Source organism: Oceanobacillus oncorhynchi, assembly GCF_000821065.1.
GTDB lineage: Bacteria > Bacillota > Bacilli > Bacillales > Amphibacillaceae > Oceanobacillus > Oceanobacillus oncorhynchi.
Genome location: NZ_CDGG01000001.1, coordinates 1,464,255 through 1,484,277 on the forward strand (window position 1 = coordinate 1,464,255; position 20,023 = coordinate 1,484,277).

Sequence of the window (20,023 nt, forward strand, 5' to 3'; positions counted from 1 at the left end):
TGTAGTTGACCAATTAATGCGATGATGCGGAAGGTTGTTGGCACACCCGGCCCCTTTGCCATGGCGGTGTGTTAAGGAATTTTCGCGGAGAATGTCTATAATAATATAGGCGAGAAGGAGGGAAAATGATGGCAAAAGAGAAAATCAGAATTCGTTTAAAAGCATACGATCACCGCATTTTAGATCAGTCTGCTGTGAAAATTGTGGAAACTGCAAAACGTTCCGGAGCAAAAGTGTCTGGTCCGATTCCATTGCCGACTGAAAGAGCTGTTTATACAGTGTTGCGTGCGGTTCATAAGTACAAAGATGCTCGTGAACAGTTCGAAATGCGTACGCACAAGCGTCTGATCGATATTCTTGAGCCTACACCAAAAACGGTTGATGCGCTGATGCGTTTAGATCTTCCATCTGGTGTAGATATTGAAATCAAATTATAATTCGTTTTAAATACAGGAGGTGTAACGGATGACGAAAGGAATCTTAGGTCGTAAAATCGGCATGACTCAGCTTTTCTCTGAAAATGGAGAACTTGTACCAGTAACAGTTGTTCAAGCTGAGGCAAATGTTGTGTTGCAAAAGAAAACATTAGAAAATGATGGTTACGAAGCGTTGCAAATCGGTTTTGCTGATAAAAAGGAATCACGTACAAACAAAGCGGAGAAAGGTCATGCTGAGAAAGCAGGCACTGCCCCTAAGCGCTACGTTCGTGAAATCCGTGGCGCAGAGGTTGACAACTATGAAGTTGGTCAAGAAATCAATGTTGATATCTTTGAAGCCGGTGAAAAAATCGATGTGACAGGAACATCTAAAGGGAAAGGATTCCAAGGTGCTATCAAACGTCACAATCAACAACGCGGGCCAAAAACACACGGTTCTCATTTCCATAGAGCTCCAGGTGCGATGGCTGCAATTGATGCAATGCGTGTTTTCAAAGGTAAAAAATTGCCAGGTCATATGGGTTCTGAACAAAAAACAATTCAAAACCTTGAAGTTGTCAGTGTAGATACTGAAAAGAATTTACTGCTGATCAAAGGAAATATTCCTGGTGCAAAAAAATCTTACGTAAAAATTACGAGTGCAGTAAAAGGTAACTAATCACATAAACGAAGGGAGGATATGTCATGCCTAAAGTAGCACTTTTAAAACAGGATGGAAGTAATGTTGGAGAAATCGAATTAAATGACGCTGTTTTTGGTATCGAGCCAAACACACATGTACTTCATGAAGCGGTTGTTATGCAACGTGCATCTTTACGTCAAGGTACACATGCTGTTAAAAATCGTTCAGAAGTTCGTGGCGGAGGCCGCAAACCATGGCGCCAAAAAGGAACTGGCCGTGCACGTCAAGGATCTATCCGTTCACCACAATGGGTTGGCGGTGGAACTGTTTTCGGACCTACTCCACGCAGCTATAGCTATAAATTACCAAAGAAAGTTCGTCGCTTAGCGTTAAAGTCAGCATTATCTTCTAAAGTAAAAGAAGAAAGCTTGTTTGTTTTAGAAGCAATCACAATCGATGCTCCAAAAACAAAAGAAATTGTAAATATCTTAAACGGATTGAAAGTTGAAGAGAAAGCACTTGTTGTTCTTTCTGAGAAAGACGAAACAGTTGCCCGCTCTGCAAACAACTTGCAAAACGTAAAGGTATTAACTGTAGAAGAATTAAATGTACTTGACTTGCTTACGCATGACAAGCTGATCATCACAAAAGATGCAGCTGAAAAAGCAGGGGAGGTGCTCGCATAATGAAAGATTTGCGCGATGTAATTAAACGCCCTGTCATTACAGAGAATTCTGCTGACTTAATGGCAGAGAAAAAATACACGTTTGAAGTAGCTGTGAAAGCGAACAAAACAGAAATCAAAGATGCTGTAGAAACCATCTTTGGTGTGAAAGTAGAAAAAGTAAACACAATGAACCTTAAAGGTAAATTTAAGCGAATGGGCCGCTACGGTGGATATCGTCCGGACCGTAAAAAAGCTATCGTTCAGTTATCGGCAGATAGCGAAGATTTAGATTTCTTTGAGGCTTAATCATACGAATGAATATATTCCAAACTAAAAGGAGGGACAACGATGGCGATTAAAAAGTATAAACCAACCTCAAATGGTAGACGTAATATGTCTGGATCAGACTTTGCAGAGATTACTACGAATACCCCTGAGAAATCCCTTTTAGCTCCATTATCTAAACGTGGTGGACGTAACAATCAAGGGAAATTAACGGTTCGTCATCACGGCGGCGGTCATAAGCGCCAATATCGTATTATCGACTTCAAACGCGATAAAGATGGTGTGCCAGGACGCGTTGCTACAATCGAATACGATCCTAACCGTTCAGCAAACATTGCATTAATCCATTATGCTGATGGGGAGAAACGTTATATCCTTGCTCCGAAAAATGTTAAAGTAGGGCAAGTAATTGAATCTGGTGAAAATGCAGATATTAAAGTAGGTAACGCATTACCGCTTGGAAGCATTCCAGTAGGTACTGTTATCCATAATATCGAATTAAAACCGGGACGCGGAGGCCAAATTGCTCGTTCTGCTGGTGCAGAAGCTCAAATCTTGGGACGCGAAGAAAAATATACACTTGTACGCCTTGCTTCTGGAGAAGTTCGTTTAGTATTAACAACTTGCCGTGCTACAATTGGTCAAGTCGGTAACATTGAACATGAACTCATCCGTGTAGGTAAAGCTGGTCGTTCCCGTTGGAAAGGTATCCGTCCAACTGTTCGCGGTTCTGTTATGAACCCTAATGATCACCCGCATGGTGGTGGTGAAGGACGCGCGCCAATCGGACGTAAATCACCAATGTCACCTTGGGGCAAACCAACACTTGGTTACAAAACACGTAAACGTAATAAACCATCTGATAAGTATATCGTTCGTAGACGTAAAAAATAAACGGAAAAACGGGCGGGCTAAAGCACCCGTCTCTAATCCCTGGAAGGAGGCTTATCCATGGGTCGCAGTTTGAAAAAAGGACCTTTTGCAGATGACCATCTAATGAAGAAAATTGAAGTATTGAACACAGAAGACAAGAAGCAAGTAATAAAAACTTGGTCTCGTCGCTCAACAATTTTCCCGCAATTCGTTGGTCATACCGTTGCAGTATATGATGGACGTAAGCATGTGCCAGTATATATCACGGAAGATATGGTCGGTCATAAATTAGGTGAATTCGCACCAACTCGTACGTACAGAGGACACGCTGGTGACGATAAAAAAACAAGACGTTAAATGAGAGGAGGTACCAGGCATGCAAGCTAAAGCCGTTGCGAAATCAGTTCGTATTGCTCCTCGTAAGGTTCGTTTAGTTGTAGATCTAATTCGAGGAAAAGAGGTTGGCGAAGCAATCGCTATTTTAAAACATACTCAGCGCGGAGCTTCTCCAGTCGTAGAAAAAGTATTAAATTCTGCTGTTGCGAACGCAGAGCACAATTATGAAATGGATGCAGACAATTTAGTAGTATCTGAAGCATATGTGAACGAAGGAGCTACTTTGAAACGTTTCCGTCCACGTGCACAAGGACGTGCAAGCAGAATCAATAAACGTACCAGCCACATCACAGTTGTGGTAAACGAAAAGAAGGAGGGATAGTCAGTGGGTCAAAAAGTTAATCCAACAGGTCTTCGCGTAGGTGTCATTAAGGACTGGGAGTCTAAATGGTACGCTGGGAAAGACTATGCAGACTTACTGCATGAAGATATTAAAATCAGAGAATATCTTGAAGGACGTCTTAAAACGGCTGCTGTTTCTTCTATTGAAATTGAACGTGCAGCAAACCGTGTAAACATTACTATCCATACTGGCAAACCAGGTATGGTCATTGGTAAAGGCGGATCCGAAGTTGAAGCTTTACGTAAATCTTTAAACAACTTAACTGGCAAACGAGTTCATATCAATATCGTTGAAATCAAAAAAGTAGATATTGATGCAGCACTTGTTGCTGATAATATTGCTCGTCAATTAGAAAATCGTATTTCATTCCGTCGTGCTCAAAAGCAAGCTATCCAACGTGCGATGCGTGCTGGAGCTAAAGGAATCAAAACACAAGTATCTGGACGTCTAGGCGGTGCGGACATCGCTCGTGCAGAACATTACAGTGAAGGAACAGTACCACTTCATACTTTACGTGCTGACATTGACTATGGTACAGCAGAAGCTGATACTACGTATGGTAAATTAGGTGTTAAAGTATGGATTTATCGTGGAGAAGTCCTTCCAACAAAAACCGATAAATAAGGGAGGGGGCTCATTACTATGTTAATGCCTAAACGTGTTAAATATCGTAGACAACATCGTGGTAAAATGAGAGGCCAAGCAAAAGGCGGTACAACTGTTTCTTTCGGAGAATATGGTTTACAAGCACTTGACGCTTCTTGGATTACAAGCCGCCAAATCGAGGCAGCGCGTATTGCAATGACTCGTTACATGAAACGTGGCGGTAAAGTTTGGATCAAAATCTTTCCAGACAAACCTTACACTGCAAAGCCTTTAGAGGTTCGTATGGGATCCGGTAAAGGTGCTCCAGAAGGATGGGTAGCAGTAGTAAAGCCTGGTAAAATTATGTTTGAAATTGCAGGTGTATCTGAAGAGGTAGCTCGTGAAGCACTTCGGCTTGCAGCACATAAATTACCTATTAAAACGAAATTCGTAAAACGTGAAGAAATTGGTGGTGAAAGCAATGAAGGCTAAAGAAATCAGAGATTTAACCACTGCCGAAATTGAAAAAAATGTTAAAACGTTGAAAGAAGAGTTATTTAATTTACGTTTCCAATTAGCTACTGGTCAATTGGAAAACACTGCACGTATCCGTGAAGTACGCAAATCAATTGCTCGTCTTAAAACCGTTGTTCGCGAGCGCGAACTAAGTGCAAATAACTAAAGATTCCAGAGGGGAGGTTAACCTCAATGTCTGAACGTAATGATCGTAAAGTTTATACTGGTCGTGTTGTATCCGACAAAATGGATAAAACTATTACAGTTTTAGTTGAAACTTACAAATTCCATAAGCTTTATGGAAAACGTGTTAAGTATTCTAAGAAATTTAAAACACATGATGAAAACAATGTTGCAAAAACTGGTGATGTTGTAAAAATCATGGAAACTCGCCCGCTATCAGCTACAAAACGTTTCCGTTTAGTAGAAGTAGTAGAAGAAGCGGTAATTATTTAATAAAGTTCGCTCGGAAGGTATCCGAAGGGAGGTCACAGTGTTATGATTCAACAAGAAACTCGTTTGAAGGTTGCAGATAACTCTGGTGCTCGTGAAGTATTAACCATTAAAGTATTAGGCGGTTCCGGTCGCAAAACTGCCAACATTGGTGATGTTATTGTTTGCACGGTCAAACAAGCAACACCAGGGGGCGTTGTCAAGAAAGGCGACGTTGTAAAGGCAGTGATTGTACGTTCTAAATCTGGTGCTCGTCGTAAAGATGGTTCTTACATCCGTTTTGATGAAAATGCTGCCGTAATTATCCGTGATGATAAAAGTCCAAGAGGAACTCGTATCTTCGGACCTGTTGCACGTGAATTACGTGAGGCTCAATTCATGAAAATCGTATCTCTAGCTCCAGAAGTTTTATAAGAAGAAATTTCCTCATCAAGGAGGTGCGTAAAGCATGCATGTAAAAAAAGGTGATAAAGTCAAAGTGTTATCCGGCAAAGACCGCGGTAAAGAAGGCACTGTATTAGAAGCATTTCCGAAGAAAGAGCGCGTATTAGTAGAAGGTGTGAACATGATCCAAAAACATGCGAAGCCATCTCAAGATAATCCGCAAGGCGGAATCTTGAATATCGAAGCTCCAATTCATGTTTCTAATGTATTGCCAATCGATCCGAAGTCCGGAGAACCAACTCGTGTTGGCTATGAAATAAAAGATGGTAAAAAAATCCGTATTGCAAAAAAATCCGGTGAAGCATTAGATAAATAAGTTTTTCTGTGAAAGGAGGGCTAACACATGAACGAATTAAAACAAAAGTATAATGATGAAATCACTTCATCTTTAATGAATAAATTCAATTATGATTCCGTAATGGAAGTACCTAAAATAGAGAAAATCGTAATCAACATGGGTGTTGGTGACGCAGTACAAAACTCTAAGGCATTGGATAGTGCTGTTGAAGAATTAGCTTTAATTTCTGGTCAAAAACCATTGATTACTCGTGCTAAGAAATCCATCGCAGGTTTCCGTCTTCGTGAAGGAATGCCAATTGGTGCAAAAGTTACTTTGCGTGGAGAACGCATGTATGACTTCTTGCAAAAACTGATTGCTGTATCTCTTCCACGTGTACGTGACTTCCGCGGTATTTCTAAAAAAGCATTTGATGGTCGTGGAAACTACACTTTAGGTGTGAAAGAACAGTTGATTTTCCCAGAAATTAATTACGATAAAGTCAATAAAGTTCGTGGTATGGATATTGTTATTGTAACAACTTCTAACACTGACGAAGAAGCTCGTGAACTTTTAGCTGGGCTGGGCATGCCTTTCCAAAAGTAGTCGTGAGCTAATACAAGGAGGGAAAATTTTGGCTAAAAAATCTATGATAGCGAAACAAAAGCGCCCGCAAAAATATAAAGTACAAGAGTACACTCGTTGCGAACGCTGTGGTCGCCCGCATTCAGTAATTCGTAAATTTAAACTTTGCCGTATTTGTTTCCGTGAACTTGCCTATAAAGGTCAAATTCCTGGTGTCAAAAAAGCAAGTTGGTAATCCCCGATTCGGGAAGGAGGTAATTAGTAATGGTTATGACAGATCCAATTGCAGATATGCTTACTCGCATTCGTAATGCGAACATGGTTAAACATGAACAATTAGAGCTTCCTGCTTCTAAAATTAAAAAAGAGATCGCTGATATCCTGAAACGTGAAGGCTATGTGAAGGATTATGAGTTAGTTGAAGATAACAAACAAGGTATATTACGTATCTTCTTAAAATATAGTGCAAACGAAGATAGAGTTATCACAGGAATCAAACGTATCAGTAAACCAGGTTTACGCGTATATGCTAAAGCAAATGAAGTACCACGTGTATTGAACGGACTTGGCATTGCTATCGTATCAACTTCTAACGGAATGCTTTCTGACAAAGAAGCTCGTTCTCAGGCAGTTGGCGGAGAAGTACTAGCGTACGTTTGGTAAGAACTATAATTTATCAGAGGAGGTGCAGAGAATGTCTCGTGTCGGACTTAAGCCTATTGAAATTCCAGAAGGTGTAGAGTTGAAATTCAACGGAACTACACTGACAGTTAAAGGACCAAAGGGTGAATTAACAAGAGATTTTCATCCAGATATTAAAGTTAACGTTGAGGGTAATATCGTAACTTTGGAGCGCCCGAGTGATCATAAAGAACACCGAGCACTGCATGGTACTACTCGCAGCTTAATCAATAACATGGTAGTTGGAGTAAGTAAAGGTTTTGAAAAATCATTGGAAATCAACGGTGTTGGTTACCGTGCTCAAAAGCAGGGAAACAAAACAGTTGTTAACGCTGGTTATTCACATCCTGTTGAACTTGACCCAATTGACGGTATTGAAATCGAAGTACCTAAAAACACACAAATCGTTGTTAAAGGTATCGATAAAGAGTTAGTAGGAGCAGTTGCTGCTAATATCCGAGCAATCCGCCCGCCAGAGCCTTATAAAGGTAAAGGAATCAAATATGCGGATGAATATGTACGTCGTAAAGAAGGTAAAACTGCTAAGTAAGTTTTTTAGCCCGAGAAAGGAGTGACCCAGATGATCACAAAGCCTGACAAAAATGTTATCCGTAAAAAGCGTCACAACCGTGTACGCAGAACATTATCAGGAACTGCAGAACGTCCACGTTTGAATGTGTATCGTTCCAACAAAAACATTTATGCTCAATTGATTGATGATGTCAATGGTGTAACCCTGGCAAGTGCTTCTACAGTTGATAAAGAGCTTGAAATCAACGGAAGCAATGTCGACGCTGCGAAAGCAGTTGGGGCAGCTGTTGCAAAACGTGCAATTGACAAAGGATATAAATCTATTGTATTTGATCGTGGTGGTTATTTATATCATGGACGAATCAAAGCTTTAGCAGAGGCAGCTCGCGAGGAAGGCCTTGAATTTTAAAAGTAAAAGGAGGTAACCATCTATAATGATTACGAATATTGATCCGAGCAAATTAGATCTTGAAGAACGTGTTGTTACGGTCAACCGTGTTGCAAAGGTTGTAAAAGGTGGACGTCGTTTCCGCTTTGCAGCATTAGTAGTTGTAGGTGACAAGAACGGTCATGTAGGTTTCGGTACTGGTAAAGCACAAGAAGTACCTGAAGCTATTAAAAAAGCAGTAGATGATGCGAAGAAAAACTTAATTACTGTACCAATCGTAGGCACAACCATTCCACACCAAATCCATGGTCAGTTTGGTTCTGGTAACGTATTGATGAAGCCTGCTTCTGAAGGTACTGGAGTTATCTCCGGTGGTCCAGTACGTGCGATTTTAGAGCTTGCTGGTGTAGGTGATATCCTGACAAAATCATTAGGATCCAACACACCAATTAACGTTATCCGTGCTACATTGAACGGTTTAACTAATTTAAAAACAGCTGAGGACGTAGCGAAATTACGTGGAAAGTCTGTTGAAGAACTGTTAGGATAAGGAGGGAATCACTATGTCTAAAAAATTAGAAATAACCCTCACTCGCAGTGTTATCGGAGGCAGTGACGTTCAACGTAAAACTGTTGAAGCGTTAGGGTTAAAGAAAATTCGTCAATCGGTTGTACGTGAAGATACTCCAGCCGTTCGCGGTATGGTTAACAGAGTGTCCCACTTATTGACAGTTAAAGAAGTTTAATAAATTTATTGTGAAGAGGAGGTGCTCGCATGAAACTTCATGAATTAAAAGCAGCAGAAGGAACTCGTAAAGAAAGAAACCGTGTAGGTCGCGGAACTTCTTCAGGTAACGGAAAAACTTCTGGTCGTGGACATAAAGGTCAAAAAGCACGTTCTGGCGGCGGTGTAAGACTTGGTTTTGAAGGTGGTCAAATGCCCTTATTCCAACGTTTGCCGAAGCGCGGTTTTACAAATATCAACCGTAAAGAATATGCAATTGTGAACCTGGATACACTTAATCGCTTTGAAGAAGGAACTGAAGTTACTCCAGAGCTATTATTAGAAACTGGTGTCGTAAGCAAATTGAATGCTGGAATTAAGGTTCTTGGAAAAGGTCAATTAGAAAAGAAACTGACTGTAAAAGCTCATAAGTTCTCTGCATCTGCGAAAGAAGCAATTGAGGCAGCGGGCGGTCAATCTGAGGTGATCTAATTTGTTTCAGACACTCTCCAATTTTTTACGTGTGAAAGATATAAGAAATAAAATTATATTTACACTGCTAATGCTTATTATATTCCGTATTGGTACGTTTATTACCGTGCCCTTTACAGATCAATCAGCAATTCAATTTATGATGAGCCAGCAAAATATGTTTGGCTTCATAAATACGTTTGGCGGTGGGGCGTTAGAAAACTTCTCTATTTTTGCGATGGGGATCATGCCTTACATCACCGCATCAATTATCATGCAGTTGTTGCAAATGGATGTTGTTCCGAAGTTTGCTGAATGGAAGAAGCAAGGAGAAATGGGTCGAAAGAAAATCGCTCAGGTCACACGTTATGCGGCTGTCGGTATAGCATTTGTTCAGGCAATTGCTATGTCCATCGGTTTTAATGCCATGGCAGGGGGATTACTGATTCAGGATCCTGGCGTCATCAAATTCTTAACGATTGCTATCGTATTAACAGGCGGAACAGCTTTTCTAATGTGGTTAGGTGAACAGATTACTGCTCACGGTGTAGGTAATGGTATTTCTATCATTATCTTTGCCGGTATCGTTGCTGCTATTCCGAACGGCGCTGGCCAAATATACAATCAATATTTCTCGAACCCGGGAAGTGAATTGTTTATCAATATCGTTATTGTAACGTTAATTGTGTTAGTGGTTATTGCTGTGACGGTTGGAATTATTTTCGTAAACGAAGCATTGCGTAAAATTCCAGTGCAGTATGCGAAAAAGTTAGTTAATCGTACACCAGTAGGCGGACAGTCAACGCATCTGCCAATCAAGGTAAATGCAGCAGGGGTAATTCCAGTTATTTTTGCGATTGCCTTTATGATTGCACCTACGACCATTGCTGGATTTTTTGAAGGAAATCAAGTAGCAAATATCGTAACGTACGTTTTTGATTACACACAACCTGTAGGTATGATAATCTATGTTGCACTGATCATTGCTTTCTCCTATTTCTATACATTTGTTCAGGTCAATCCAGAACAAATGTCCGAGAACTTGCAAAGACAGGGCGGCTACATTCCTGGAATTCGTCCGGGGCACAATACAGAAGAATATTTAACAAGGGTGATTCGCAGATTGACCTTTGTTGGTGCATTATTCTTAGCAGCTGTTTCTGTGTTCCCAATTATCTTGGGCGGTCTTGCAAATCTTCCGCAGACAGTTCAAATCGGCGGCACGAGCTTGATCATTGTTGTCGGTGTTGCATTAACAACCATGAAGCAATTAGAAGGTCAGCTTGTAAAGCGACATTATAAAGGGTTTATTAAGTAAATTTCCTGCCTACAAAAGCGAGGGGAAAGAATGAATTTAATCTTAATGGGGCTACCTGGTGCTGGGAAAGGTACCCAGGCCGAGAAAATCGAAGAAAAATATAACATCCCTCACATTTCAACGGGGGATATGTTCCGACTGGCGATTAAAGAAGGTACGGATCTTGGTAAGAAAGCAAAGGAATATATGGACCAAGGAAATCTTGTTCCAGATGAAGTAACCATCGGTATAGTCAAAGAGCGCTTAGCAAAGGACGATTGTAAAGAAGGTTTCCTATTAGATGGATTCCCGCGCACAATTGCTCAAGCGGAAGCACTTGAAGAATTGACAGCTGATTTGAATAGAACCATCGACTATTGTATACATGTGGATGTACCAGAAGAAAAATTGGTAGAGCGTTTAACTGGACGGAGAATTTGTCCGACTTGCGGAACAACTTATCACGTTGTTTATAACCCTCCTAAAACAGAAGGTATTTGTGATAAAGATGGCTCCCAGTTAATTCAGCGAGATGATGATCAACCTGAAACGGTGAAAAAACGGTTAGCCGTTAACGTAGAGCAAACACAGCCATTACTTGATTTTTATCAAGAAAAAGGATATCTTTTGAAGGTGGACGGTGATCGTGATATTAACGATGTGTTCTCCGATATTGAATCCATTTTGGATAAATAAGTCACCCCTTTTAGCAGACAGAATAAGTGCAAAACTTAGGTCTGCGAGTTATAATAGGTGAGATAATGTGTAATGCTTTTATCAAACACGATAAAAAATTGGTTCATCAACCTTTTGATATAAAACAAACAATTGCCTAGGTGATGGTGAGAGCTGATATACGTTAACAAATTGATTTTCTAAAAGCAAGGGTCAATTTGTACGTATGATGCAGGATAGTGATTCAGGTCAGTACAATTGATATCTCGGTTGTGAACGGCCGGTTGTCCTACGCTGGCCAATGGAAGAAGCAAGCAGTGCGTTTATAAATCATCTTCTGATGATAGAGCGCCAGATGTACGTTCAATGTTTCCCGGAAGATAAGCGAGCAGCATATCAAGACTGGCTTGTCACAAAAGGAAACGAAAGCTTTATCCTAGATTTAGATAAGGTTGTAACTGATTTGAAGAAGGGAGATCACACACAATGGCGAAAGACGATGTTATTGAAGTAGAAGGTACAGTGACAGATACATTGCCGAATGCGATGTTTAAAGTGGAGCTTGAAAACGGCCATACCGTATTGGCGCATGTATCTGGTAAAATCCGTATGCACTTTATCCGCATTTTACCGGGCGATAAAGTTACGGTTGAGCTTTCTCCGTATGATTTAACCAAAGGACGAATTACGTACCGTTATAAATAAACGAGCTCCGATCTAAAAGGAGGTAATGATGATGAAGGTAAGAGCATCTGTAAAACCAATTTGCGAGAAATGCAAAGTCATCAAACGCAAAGGTAAAGTAATGGTAATTTGTGAAAATCCAAAACACAAACAAAAACAAGGCTAATAAATAGGAGGTGCTAGCATTCTATGGCACGTATTGCAGGTATTGATATTCCACGTGATAAAAGAGTAGTAATTTCCTTAACATATGTTTATGGTATTGGAAAAACTACTGCACAGGAAGTCCTTAAAGAAGCAGGCGTTTCTGAAGATACTCGTGTCCGTGATTTAACGGAAGACGAATTAACAAGAATCCGTCAAGCGATTGATAGCTACACTACAGAAGGGGATCTTCGTCGTGAAGTATCCTTGAACATCAAACGTTTGATCGAAATCGGTGCTTACAGAGGTATTCGTCATCGTCGCGGATTACCAGTTCGCGGACAAAAGACAAAGAATAACTCTCGTACACGTAAAGGCCCACGTAAGACAATGGCTAACAAGAAAAAGTAATGTAAGGAGGTAAGCTTACAAATGGCACGTAAAACAAATACGCGTAAACGTCGTGTGAAAAAGAATATAGAATCTGGTATTGCTCATATCCGTTCTACTTTTAACAATACAATTGTTACTATCACGGATACACAAGGTAATGCTATCGGCTGGAGCTCTGCTGGTGCTCTAGGTTTTAAAGGATCTAAAAAATCAACTCCGTTTGCTGCACAAATGGCTGCTGAAACAGCTGCGAAGTCTGCAACCGAAAACGGCATGAAAACATTAGAAGTTACTGTTAAAGGACCTGGCGCTGGTCGTGAAGCTGCAATCCGTTCTTTACAGGCTGCTGGATTAGAAGTTACTGCAATTGTTGACGTAACTCCAGTTCCTCATAATGGTTGCCGCCCGCCAAAACGTCGTCGTGTTTAATTTAACCGTATAGAATTTTATCAACTTGGTCATACTGGTTGATAAAACATACGGTTATCTACATGTGTAGATAAACAGATTCCAAAGACAGTTTGTACAAAAGATTATTAGGTAGAGCAGAAACGCCAACTGCCTATTTGAGGAATTTCGGTTAGACTTTGTTGTCTAGCCGGGGTTTCGACGTTTTAAAGGAGGGTTTGTTAAATGATCGAGATAGAAAAGCCAAAAATTGAAACGATTGAAATTAGCGATGATGCTATGTTTGGTAAATTTGTAGTTGAACCGCTAGAACGTGGATATGGTGCCACACTTGGAAACTCCTTGCGTCGTATCTTACTATCCTCACTACCAGGTGCTGCTGTAACAACTGTTCATATCGATGGAGCACTGCATGAATTTTCAACGATTGATGGGGTTGTGGAGGACGTTACTACTATCATTCTTAATTTGAAAAAGCTTGCACTAAAAATCTACTCTGATGAACCGAAGACATTAGAAATTGATGTTCAGGGAGAAGGAGCAGTAACTGCTGCAGACTTGACATATGATAGTGATGTGGAAGTGATGAACCCAGATCTTCATATTGCGACATTAAACAGTAAAGCTAACCTTCATATGAAGTTAACTGCTGAAAGAGGCCGCGGATATCGCCCGGCAGATGAAAACAATTTTGATGATCAGCCAATTGGTGTCATTCCAATTGATTCCATTTTTACACCAGTATCACGTGTTACGTATCAAGTAGAGAACACACGTGTAGGTCAAATCGCTAATTATGATAAACTGACATTGGATGTTTCGACTGACGGTAGTATTCGCCCAGAAGAAGCAGTTTCTCTAGGTGCAAAAATCATTACGGAGCATTTGAATATTTTTGTCGGCTTGACAGATGAAGCACAGAACGTAGAAATTATGGTTGAAAAAGAAGAAGATCAAAAAGAAAAAGTAATGGAAATGACCATTGAAGAGCTTGATCTTTCTGTTCGTTCTTACAACTGTTTGAAACGTGCTGGCATCAACACTGTACAAGAGCTTGCAAATAAATCTGAAGAAGATATGATGAAGGTTCGTAATTTAGGACGTAAATCATTAGAAGAAGTAAAAGTAAAATTAGAGGATCTAGGATTAGGTCTTCGAGATGATGACTGATATAACAGTCACCTGACTAGTTTCAAAAAAGGGAGGGATAGTCCGTGGCTAGAAAATTAGGACGTTCAACAGATAGTCGTATGGCTCTTCTTCGCAACCTTGCAGCTGATGTAATCATTCATGAACGCATTGAAACAACAGAAGCAAAAGCGAAAGAGTTAAGATCGATTGTAGATAAAATGATTACTCTTGGTAAGCGTGGGGATTTACATGCACGCCGTCAAGCTGCAGCATTTTTATACAACAAAGAAGCGGATGAAGAAAATAATGTAATTCAAAAACTATTTGATGATGTTGCTGCGCGCTATGAAGATAGACAAGGTGGATATACACGCGTTCTTAAACTTGGTGAACGCCAAGGCGATGGCGCTAAAATGGCAATCATTGAGTTGGTTTAATTACTACAAACGGCAAGGGGCAGGACTCAATCTCTCTCAGAGGTTATCCAAGCCCTTTTTTTGTATTGGAAAATGATTATTCACCAGTTTTGATATAAAAATCTTGATTAATATTACCATAGTCTTTTTGTTTATAGAGAAAAACGAATTTTATACTCAACACCCAGCGGAGGAAATATACGGAGACTCCTACGGGAAAGCGTAAAAGGAAGTTCGGTTAAGTTCGCGACGTCCTGTCGCAACACCGAACTGACATACATCCTGTATGCCTCCGCAGGGAAAAAGTGGTCTTCTTTTTCGAGGAGGCTGAGCGCAAGCCCATGGAAAGCGTAGTGTATTTCCGTAGCGTTGGCCAGAATTACTATTAAACATTATCAGCTTTTGTTTAAGTAAATACTTTCGTTCATCCGCCGCTATGGGTAAAATAATAACCATAATAGAAAAACAAATTACATAATAAAAAAACAGGAGAAGGGGGTGTCTGGATGGACAGAAAAAAGCTAGTAGAGTTTAAGAATGTTTCCTTTCAATATGAGGAAGAGGGAGCGCTTGTGTTAAATCAGGTTTCCTTTGAGATTTATGAAGGCGAATGGGTTGCGATTATTGGACACAATGGCTCTGGAAAATCAACCATCGCCAAGCTGCTTAATGGATTATTAATGCCAAAAGATGGGGAAATCGTTGTCGATGGTCAAAAAGTAGATGATGATACCGTCTGGGATATACGTAAAGACGTAGGGATGGTCTTTCAAAATCCAGATAATCAATTTGTTGGGGCAACCGTTCAAGATGATGTGGCATTTGGAATGGAAAACAGAGGAATCCCCAGAGAAGAGATGAGAGAGAGAATCCAGCGCACCTTATCTGCCGTTCGTATGCAGGATTATTTAATCACTGAACCCCACCGGCTGTCTGGCGGGCAAAAACAGCGAGTGGCGATTGCCAGCGTCTTAGCGATTGCTCCAAAAGTATTGATTTTAGATGAGGCAACAGCAATGCTCGATCCGACTGGCAGAAAAGAAATTATGCATACCGTAAATGATATCCAGGAATCAGAAGGACTTTCTCTGATTACCATCACACATGACTTGCAGGAAATTGTTCAAGCAGATCGTGTGATTGTGATGAATAAGGGAGAAATTTGGGAAGAAACCACACCAAGAGAGTTATTCCTGCAGCGGGAAAGCTTGCGTGAAATTGGCTTGGACGTGCCCTTTGTTGCACAATTAACTGATGAGCTGATGAAGCAGGGCGTCGAATTAAAAGAAGCAGCATTAAACCACGAAGAGTTGTTGGAGGAATTATGGAAATTCAATTCAAAGATGTAAGTTATATTTATCAAGAGAATAGCCCCTTTGCCCACAAAGCCCTTGAAGACATTTCTTTCACGGTGGAAGCTGGTTCGTTTGTTGCTGTGATTGGTCATACAGGCTCTGGGAAATCAACACTCATCCAGCATTTAAATGGTTTAAGCCTGCCGAGCAGGGGAGAGATAACGATTGGTGATTTCCTGCTGAGTTCAGAAGGAAAGCCTAAGAATATCCGTGATTTAAGAAGAAAAGTTGGTGTGGTGTTTCAATATCCGGAGCATCAGCTATTTGAAGAAACCGTTGCGAAGGATATTGCTTTTGGTCCGAAAAATTTTGATGTGGAGCAGGAGGAAATTGACCGCAGAATAGAGCGACTTCTCCCTGCCGTTGGACTGCCAGCAGAAATATTAGAGCGTTCTCCGTTTGATTTAAGCGGCGGACAGAAGCGGCGTGTAGCTATTGCAGGCGTATTGGCGATGGCTCCAGAAGTGCTTGTATTGGACGAGCCGACTGCCGGGCTGGATCCGCGCGGACAGCGTGAAATCATGGATATGTTTTATCAGCTGCATCAGGAGCGTCAACTGACGACGGTATTGGTAACGCATAGCATGGAGGATGCGCTCGCTTATGCGGATAAAGTGATTATTCTAAATGGCGGTAAAAAATATATGGAAGGCCCGCCGCTGGAAGTATTTAAACAAACAGACAAGCTGCAGGAGGTCCAATTGGACACGCCGGAAGTTATTCATTTTCTGAATCAGTATAATGAACGATTCGGTACTTCTTTAAACTATCAGCACCAAACCTTGCAGGAGTTAGCAAATGAGATAAAGGGACAGCTGGAGGTGGAATCGGATGAATAATGCATTAATCATTGGTCAATATGTTCCTGGAAACTCCTTTATCCACCGGTTAGACCCAAGAACCAAAATCACAGTTGTCTTTTTCTTTGTGATTGTTGTCTTTTTTGCAAACAATGTACCGACGTACAGCTTATTAACTGCTTTCTCCTTGCTTTGTGTACTGAATTCCAAAGTACCGTTACAGTTTATATTAAAAGGATTGCTGCCCGTCTGGTTTTTAATTATTTTTACATTTATTCTGCATCTGATTATCACAAATGAAGGAAATGTCGTAGTCGATTGGGGATTTTTTAAGATTTACAGCGGCGGGATTATCCAAGGTTTTGCGATTTCCTTACGCTTTTTCCTGCTCATCCTGACGACTTCTTTATTAACGTTGACGACCACACCGATTGAAATAACGGATGCCATGGAGGAAATGCTTCACCCATTGAAAAAAATTAAGTTCCCTGTTCATGAGCTGGCGTTGATGATGTCTATTTCTCTGCGGTTTATTCCGACATTGATGCAGGAAACAGATAAAATATCCCGAGCGCAGGCGGCACGCGGTGTTGATTTTCGTACAGGCCCGGTGAAGGATCGGATTATGGCAGTTATTCCATTACTGGTTCCTTTGTTTGTGAGTGCGTTTAAACGTGCCGAGGACCTGGCAATGGCGATGGAAGCGCGCGGTTATCAAGGCGGGGAAGGGAGAAGCAAGCTCCGTGAATTGCACGTAGGTACAAAGGATATTCTTATATTGATTGCTTTTGTACTAATGTTGGCAGCCTTGTTTGTGTTAAGACAGTAAGGAAAGGAAAGGGACTGTGTAAATGGAACGGATAAAATGCACGATTACTTATGACGGTTCAGGCTTTGCGGGTTTTCAGGTACAGCCTGATCACCGTACCGTTCAGGGCTCACTGGAAAAAGCCTTAGCTAAAATCCATAAAGGGGAAACGATACGTATCCAGGCATCGGGGCGAACGGATACAGGTGTCCATGCAGTTGGACAGGTTATTCATTTTGATACCCCTTTAACGATACCTGAGCGAAACTGGAAACAAGCTGTCAACACCCTTTTGCCGGATGATGTCCGGGTATTATACGTAGAGAAAGTGGATGCTGCCTTTCATGCCCGCTACAGTGTAAAGCAGAAAGAATACCATTATATCGTCTTGAACAGGGAAGATCCCGATGTATTCCGCCGCAATTATGTATTGCACTTTCCTAAATGTCTTGATATAGAAGCCATACAAGCTGCCTGTAAGCATTTAGAGGGGACACATGACTTTACCACCTTTTCTTCCGCAAAGTCGTCTGTGAAAGGCTCTAAAATACGTACATTGTTCCATGCATCCTGCAGGAAGAAAGAAGACGATATTGAATTTGTTTTCCGTGGAAGCGGCTTTTTGTACAATATGGTGCGAATAATGGTCAGTGCACTTTTAGACGTGGGAGTTGGCAAGCGGCGTCCAGAGGAAATACCAGCCCTCTTAGCTGCGAAAGAGAGAGGTCAGCTGGGGAAAACAATTTCTCCAAATGGACTGTATCTATGGGAAGTAAGCTATCATGAGCAGGAAAAAGAGAAGCATTCCGGAGATTGAAAGAATAGGCATAAAAAAAGAGAAGAATTTTTGCAATTACTTTCATACGAGGCTTGACTTTTGGTTGGGAAAAGTATAAGATGATATATGGCATTTTATTTCTAAACCATGATTAGCCCCGGAATCTAATTATGTTAAGAATAAAAATATGATTACGAAGAATAAAGAATGAACGATATATGGAGGGAAAAAATCATGCGCACAACTTTCATGGCAAATGAAGCGAACATCGAACGCAAATGGTTGGTTGTGGATGCGGAAGGACAACGTTTAGGACGTTTAGCAAGCGAAGTAGCTGCTATCTTACGTGGTAAACATAAACCTACGTACACACCACATGCAGACACTGGTGATTATGTAATTATCATCAATGCAGACAAAATTGAACTATCTGGAAACAAAATGAATGACAAAATGTACTACAATCATTCCCATCATCCAGGTGGATTAAGAGCACGTAACGCATACGAAATGCGTACAAAATACCCTGAAGAAATGCTTGAAGTTGCAATCAAAGGAATGCTTCCAAAAGGACCTTTAGGACGTAAAATGAAGAAGAAATTGCACGTATACAGAGGCGCTGAGCATAGCCATCAAGCTCAAAAACCAGAAGTTTACGAACTTCGCGGATAATTAAAGGGAGGTAAATGAATTGGCACAAGTACAATACTATGGCACAGGTCGCCGTAAAAAGTCAACTGCCCGCGTACGTCTAGTACCAGGTACAGGAAACGTTACAATCAATGGTCGCGATGCTAGAGACTATTTTCCATATGAAACACAACTTTTAATCTTGAACCAGCCGCTTGCTACTACAGAAACTCAAGGAACATATGATGTTCTTGTAAATGTACATGGCGGAGGATTTACTGGTCAAGCAGGTGCAATCCGTCACGGAATCGCACGTGCTTTACTGCAAGCAGATCCAGAATACCGTGCTTCATTAAAAACAGAAGGATTTCTTACACGTGATCCTAGAGCGAAAGAGCGTAAGAAATATGGCCTTAAGAAAGCCCGTCGTGCTCCTCAGTTCTCAAAACGTTAATAAATCAACACTTGCAAATCCCTCAACTACCTATGGTTGGGGGATTTTACTGTATATGCAGTGCTTTAAAAACAGGGGAAAATTCACACGTAGCATACACATAACATACAAGTAGTAGACAAATAATTTAGAGAAAAAGAAGCTGTGATTTTGAAATTAAGTTTGATACAATTACATTGGGGTAATGCAACAAACGGGCCATTATCTTGAAGACTTGATTTCGAGATAAAAGTGAGTTTCACTCCAGATAAGGACCATATAATGGAATAATCCTTTATAGGTGATTTCGTACTTGGATGTTAAAATAAAGAGATCTTGCAAAGAAATGTACTTCAACTAAAGAGGCAAGATTGTTTAATAAGTATTGGATACATTATCAGTTGGTGAAGGTGAATAGTTATGAGCAAACAAATTACAGGGGTAGTTTTCGGAATAATAATTTCTTTAATTACTGCATTGTTATTTATGCTAATAGGACAAGCGTGGGCTGGTGGAATAACCTCATTCTGGGGTGAAAGCTGGCTTTACTTTTCAGTGATAATCCCTTTTTCATTCCTAGAGTAGAGGAGGTTATGATTGTCAGATATGAATTTAATCCAGAGGTAAAGCTATTACTCGTGAACCATTCGGATGAAAAAGTAAAGATGGTTTACATGGAGGATTCTTGGTTAATGCCCAAAATTGGGCTTAGATCCCCTTATTATTGCTATCCAATTTACAAACTTAATTATCCAATAATCTAAATAATTTACAGGTAAAAAGACTTCTATAC

General features: G+C 40.6%; 35 protein-coding genes. All 35 read left to right on the plus strand.

Features of this window, described 5'->3' with window-relative positions; genetic code table 11:
* The first annotated feature begins 128 nt into the window (after window positions 1-128).
* The 35 genes from rpsJ (at window position 129) to rpsI (ending at window position 19,251) form a co-directional block, all read left to right on the plus strand.
* A complete protein-coding gene (rpsJ, locus tag BN997_RS06715) occupies window positions 129-437 on the plus strand; it encodes a 30S ribosomal protein S10 (protein ID WP_042530782.1) in 309 nt (102 codons plus the stop codon).
* A 28-nt stretch (window positions 438-465) separates the two neighbouring features.
* The gene (gene rplC / locus BN997_RS06720; RefSeq protein ID WP_042530784.1) at window positions 466-1,095 is read left to right on the plus strand and encodes a 50S ribosomal protein L3; all 630 of its coding nucleotides are present in this window, start codon (window positions 466-468) and stop codon (window positions 1,093-1,095) included.
* Between the two features lie 26 nt (window positions 1,096-1,121).
* On the plus strand, window positions 1,122-1,745 hold the full coding sequence (rplD, locus tag BN997_RS06725; RefSeq protein ID WP_042530785.1) for a 50S ribosomal protein L4: 624 nt from the start codon (window positions 1,122-1,124) through the stop codon (window positions 1,743-1,745).
* Entirely contained in the window at window positions 1,745-2,032 is a 288-nt protein-coding gene (rplW, locus tag BN997_RS06730) for a 50S ribosomal protein L23 (protein WP_042530787.1), read from the plus strand. Before rplD ends, rplW begins: the two co-directional genes overlap by 1 nt.
* 42 nt (window positions 2,033-2,074) lie before the next feature.
* Window positions 2,075-2,905 (plus strand): 50S ribosomal protein L2, encoded by an 831-nt coding sequence (gene rplB, locus BN997_RS06735; RefSeq protein WP_042530789.1) that lies wholly within the window; start codon window positions 2,075-2,077, stop codon window positions 2,903-2,905.
* Between the two features lie 57 nt (window positions 2,906-2,962).
* Complete coding sequence (gene rpsS / locus BN997_RS06740; RefSeq protein WP_042530791.1) at window positions 2,963-3,241, plus strand: 30S ribosomal protein S19; 279 nt, start codon at window positions 2,963-2,965, stop codon at window positions 3,239-3,241.
* A 19-nt stretch (window positions 3,242-3,260) separates the two neighbouring features.
* Window positions 3,261-3,602, plus strand: coding sequence for a 50S ribosomal protein L22 (gene rplV, locus BN997_RS06745; protein WP_042530793.1), 342 nt, complete (start codon window positions 3,261-3,263; stop codon window positions 3,600-3,602).
* Window positions 3,603-3,605: 3 nt separating this feature from the next.
* Entirely contained in the window at window positions 3,606-4,247 is a 642-nt protein-coding gene (gene rpsC, locus BN997_RS06750) for a 30S ribosomal protein S3 (RefSeq protein ID WP_042530795.1), read from the plus strand.
* Window positions 4,248-4,265: 18 nt separating this feature from the next.
* Window positions 4,266-4,700: a 50S ribosomal protein L16 gene (gene rplP / locus BN997_RS06755; protein ID WP_042530797.1), complete on the plus strand. Its 435-nt coding sequence runs from the start codon at window positions 4,266-4,268 to the stop codon at window positions 4,698-4,700.
* On the plus strand, window positions 4,690-4,890 hold the full coding sequence (rpmC, locus tag BN997_RS06760; RefSeq protein ID WP_042530799.1) for a 50S ribosomal protein L29: 201 nt from the start codon (window positions 4,690-4,692) through the stop codon (window positions 4,888-4,890). Before rplP ends, rpmC begins: the two co-directional genes overlap by 11 nt.
* A gap of 26 nt (window positions 4,891-4,916) precedes the next feature.
* Window positions 4,917-5,180, plus strand: coding sequence for a 30S ribosomal protein S17 (rpsQ, locus tag BN997_RS06765; protein WP_042530801.1), 264 nt, complete (start codon window positions 4,917-4,919; stop codon window positions 5,178-5,180).
* A 42-nt stretch (window positions 5,181-5,222) separates the two neighbouring features.
* Entirely contained in the window at window positions 5,223-5,591 is a 369-nt protein-coding gene (gene rplN / locus BN997_RS06770) for a 50S ribosomal protein L14 (protein WP_040985075.1), read from the plus strand.
* Window positions 5,592-5,625: 34 nt separating this feature from the next.
* Complete coding sequence (rplX, locus tag BN997_RS06775; RefSeq protein ID WP_042530803.1) at window positions 5,626-5,937, plus strand: 50S ribosomal protein L24; 312 nt, start codon at window positions 5,626-5,628, stop codon at window positions 5,935-5,937.
* A 27-nt stretch (window positions 5,938-5,964) separates the two neighbouring features.
* Window positions 5,965-6,504, plus strand: a complete 540-nt coding sequence (rplE, locus tag BN997_RS06780; protein ID WP_042530805.1) for a 50S ribosomal protein L5 — start codon at window positions 5,965-5,967, stop codon at window positions 6,502-6,504.
* A gap of 28 nt (window positions 6,505-6,532) precedes the next feature.
* Complete coding sequence (locus BN997_RS06785) at window positions 6,533-6,718, plus strand: type Z 30S ribosomal protein S14 (protein ID WP_010652082.1); 186 nt, start codon at window positions 6,533-6,535, stop codon at window positions 6,716-6,718.
* A 29-nt stretch (window positions 6,719-6,747) separates the two neighbouring features.
* On the plus strand, window positions 6,748-7,146 hold the full coding sequence (gene rpsH / locus BN997_RS06790; RefSeq protein WP_042530808.1) for a 30S ribosomal protein S8: 399 nt from the start codon (window positions 6,748-6,750) through the stop codon (window positions 7,144-7,146).
* Between the two features lie 31 nt (window positions 7,147-7,177).
* On the plus strand, window positions 7,178-7,714 hold the full coding sequence (gene rplF, locus BN997_RS06795) for a 50S ribosomal protein L6 (RefSeq protein WP_042530810.1): 537 nt from the start codon (window positions 7,178-7,180) through the stop codon (window positions 7,712-7,714).
* Window positions 7,715-7,744: 30 nt separating this feature from the next.
* Window positions 7,745-8,104, plus strand: a complete 360-nt coding sequence (gene rplR, locus BN997_RS06800; RefSeq protein ID WP_042530812.1) for a 50S ribosomal protein L18 — start codon at window positions 7,745-7,747, stop codon at window positions 8,102-8,104.
* A 28-nt stretch (window positions 8,105-8,132) separates the two neighbouring features.
* Window positions 8,133-8,633 carry a 30S ribosomal protein S5 gene (gene rpsE, locus BN997_RS06805; protein ID WP_139089182.1) on the plus strand — a complete coding sequence of 167 codons (501 nt, stop codon included), beginning with the start codon at window positions 8,133-8,135 and terminating at the stop codon, window positions 8,631-8,633.
* Between the two features lie 13 nt (window positions 8,634-8,646).
* The gene (rpmD, locus tag BN997_RS06810; protein ID WP_042530815.1) at window positions 8,647-8,829 is read left to right on the plus strand and encodes a 50S ribosomal protein L30; all 183 of its coding nucleotides are present in this window, start codon (window positions 8,647-8,649) and stop codon (window positions 8,827-8,829) included.
* Between the two features lie 29 nt (window positions 8,830-8,858).
* A complete protein-coding gene (gene rplO, locus BN997_RS06815) occupies window positions 8,859-9,299 on the plus strand; it encodes a 50S ribosomal protein L15 (RefSeq protein WP_042530817.1) in 441 nt (146 codons plus the stop codon).
* Between the two features lies 1 nt (window position 9,300).
* Window positions 9,301-10,596 (plus strand): preprotein translocase subunit SecY, encoded by a 1,296-nt coding sequence (gene secY / locus BN997_RS06820; RefSeq protein WP_042530819.1) that lies wholly within the window; start codon window positions 9,301-9,303, stop codon window positions 10,594-10,596.
* Between the two features lie 30 nt (window positions 10,597-10,626).
* Window positions 10,627-11,271 carry an adenylate kinase gene (locus tag BN997_RS06825; protein WP_042530822.1) on the plus strand — a complete coding sequence of 215 codons (645 nt, stop codon included), beginning with the start codon at window positions 10,627-10,629 and terminating at the stop codon, window positions 11,269-11,271.
* A gap of 465 nt (window positions 11,272-11,736) precedes the next feature.
* Window positions 11,737-11,955, plus strand: a complete 219-nt coding sequence (gene infA, locus BN997_RS06830; protein WP_040985051.1) for a translation initiation factor IF-1 — start codon at window positions 11,737-11,739, stop codon at window positions 11,953-11,955.
* A gap of 31 nt (window positions 11,956-11,986) precedes the next feature.
* The gene (rpmJ, locus tag BN997_RS06835; protein ID WP_010095733.1) at window positions 11,987-12,100 is read left to right on the plus strand and encodes a 50S ribosomal protein L36; all 114 of its coding nucleotides are present in this window, start codon (window positions 11,987-11,989) and stop codon (window positions 12,098-12,100) included.
* Window positions 12,101-12,123: 23 nt separating this feature from the next.
* Window positions 12,124-12,489, plus strand: a complete 366-nt coding sequence (rpsM, locus tag BN997_RS06840; RefSeq protein WP_042530825.1) for a 30S ribosomal protein S13 — start codon at window positions 12,124-12,126, stop codon at window positions 12,487-12,489.
* Window positions 12,490-12,510: 21 nt separating this feature from the next.
* A complete protein-coding gene (gene rpsK, locus BN997_RS06845; protein ID WP_042530827.1) occupies window positions 12,511-12,900 on the plus strand; it encodes a 30S ribosomal protein S11 in 390 nt (129 codons plus the stop codon).
* Between the two features lie 204 nt (window positions 12,901-13,104).
* Window positions 13,105-14,049, plus strand: coding sequence for a DNA-directed RNA polymerase subunit alpha (locus BN997_RS06850; protein WP_042530829.1), 945 nt, complete (start codon window positions 13,105-13,107; stop codon window positions 14,047-14,049).
* Window positions 14,050-14,093: 44 nt separating this feature from the next.
* Entirely contained in the window at window positions 14,094-14,447 is a 354-nt protein-coding gene (gene rplQ, locus BN997_RS06855; protein WP_042530831.1) for a 50S ribosomal protein L17, read from the plus strand.
* A 485-nt stretch (window positions 14,448-14,932) separates the two neighbouring features.
* On the plus strand, window positions 14,933-15,775 hold the full coding sequence (locus BN997_RS06860) for an energy-coupling factor ABC transporter ATP-binding protein (RefSeq protein ID WP_042530833.1): 843 nt from the start codon (window positions 14,933-14,935) through the stop codon (window positions 15,773-15,775).
* The gene (locus tag BN997_RS06865) at window positions 15,751-16,620 is read left to right on the plus strand and encodes an energy-coupling factor ABC transporter ATP-binding protein (RefSeq protein WP_042530834.1); all 870 of its coding nucleotides are present in this window, start codon (window positions 15,751-15,753) and stop codon (window positions 16,618-16,620) included. Before BN997_RS06860 ends, BN997_RS06865 begins: the two co-directional genes overlap by 25 nt.
* Entirely contained in the window at window positions 16,613-17,410 is a 798-nt protein-coding gene (locus tag BN997_RS06870; protein WP_042530836.1) for an energy-coupling factor transporter transmembrane component T family protein, read from the plus strand. Before BN997_RS06865 ends, BN997_RS06870 begins: the two co-directional genes overlap by 8 nt.
* Window positions 17,411-17,432: 22 nt before the next feature.
* Window positions 17,433-18,206 (plus strand): tRNA pseudouridine(38-40) synthase TruA, encoded by a 774-nt coding sequence (gene truA / locus BN997_RS06875; protein ID WP_042530838.1) that lies wholly within the window; start codon window positions 17,433-17,435, stop codon window positions 18,204-18,206.
* A 195-nt stretch (window positions 18,207-18,401) separates the two neighbouring features.
* The gene (rplM, locus tag BN997_RS06880; protein WP_042530840.1) at window positions 18,402-18,839 is read left to right on the plus strand and encodes a 50S ribosomal protein L13; all 438 of its coding nucleotides are present in this window, start codon (window positions 18,402-18,404) and stop codon (window positions 18,837-18,839) included.
* A gap of 19 nt (window positions 18,840-18,858) precedes the next feature.
* Window positions 18,859-19,251, plus strand: coding sequence for a 30S ribosomal protein S9 (gene rpsI, locus BN997_RS06885; protein WP_042530842.1), 393 nt, complete (start codon window positions 18,859-18,861; stop codon window positions 19,249-19,251).
* Window positions 19,252-20,023 lie beyond the last annotated feature (772 nt).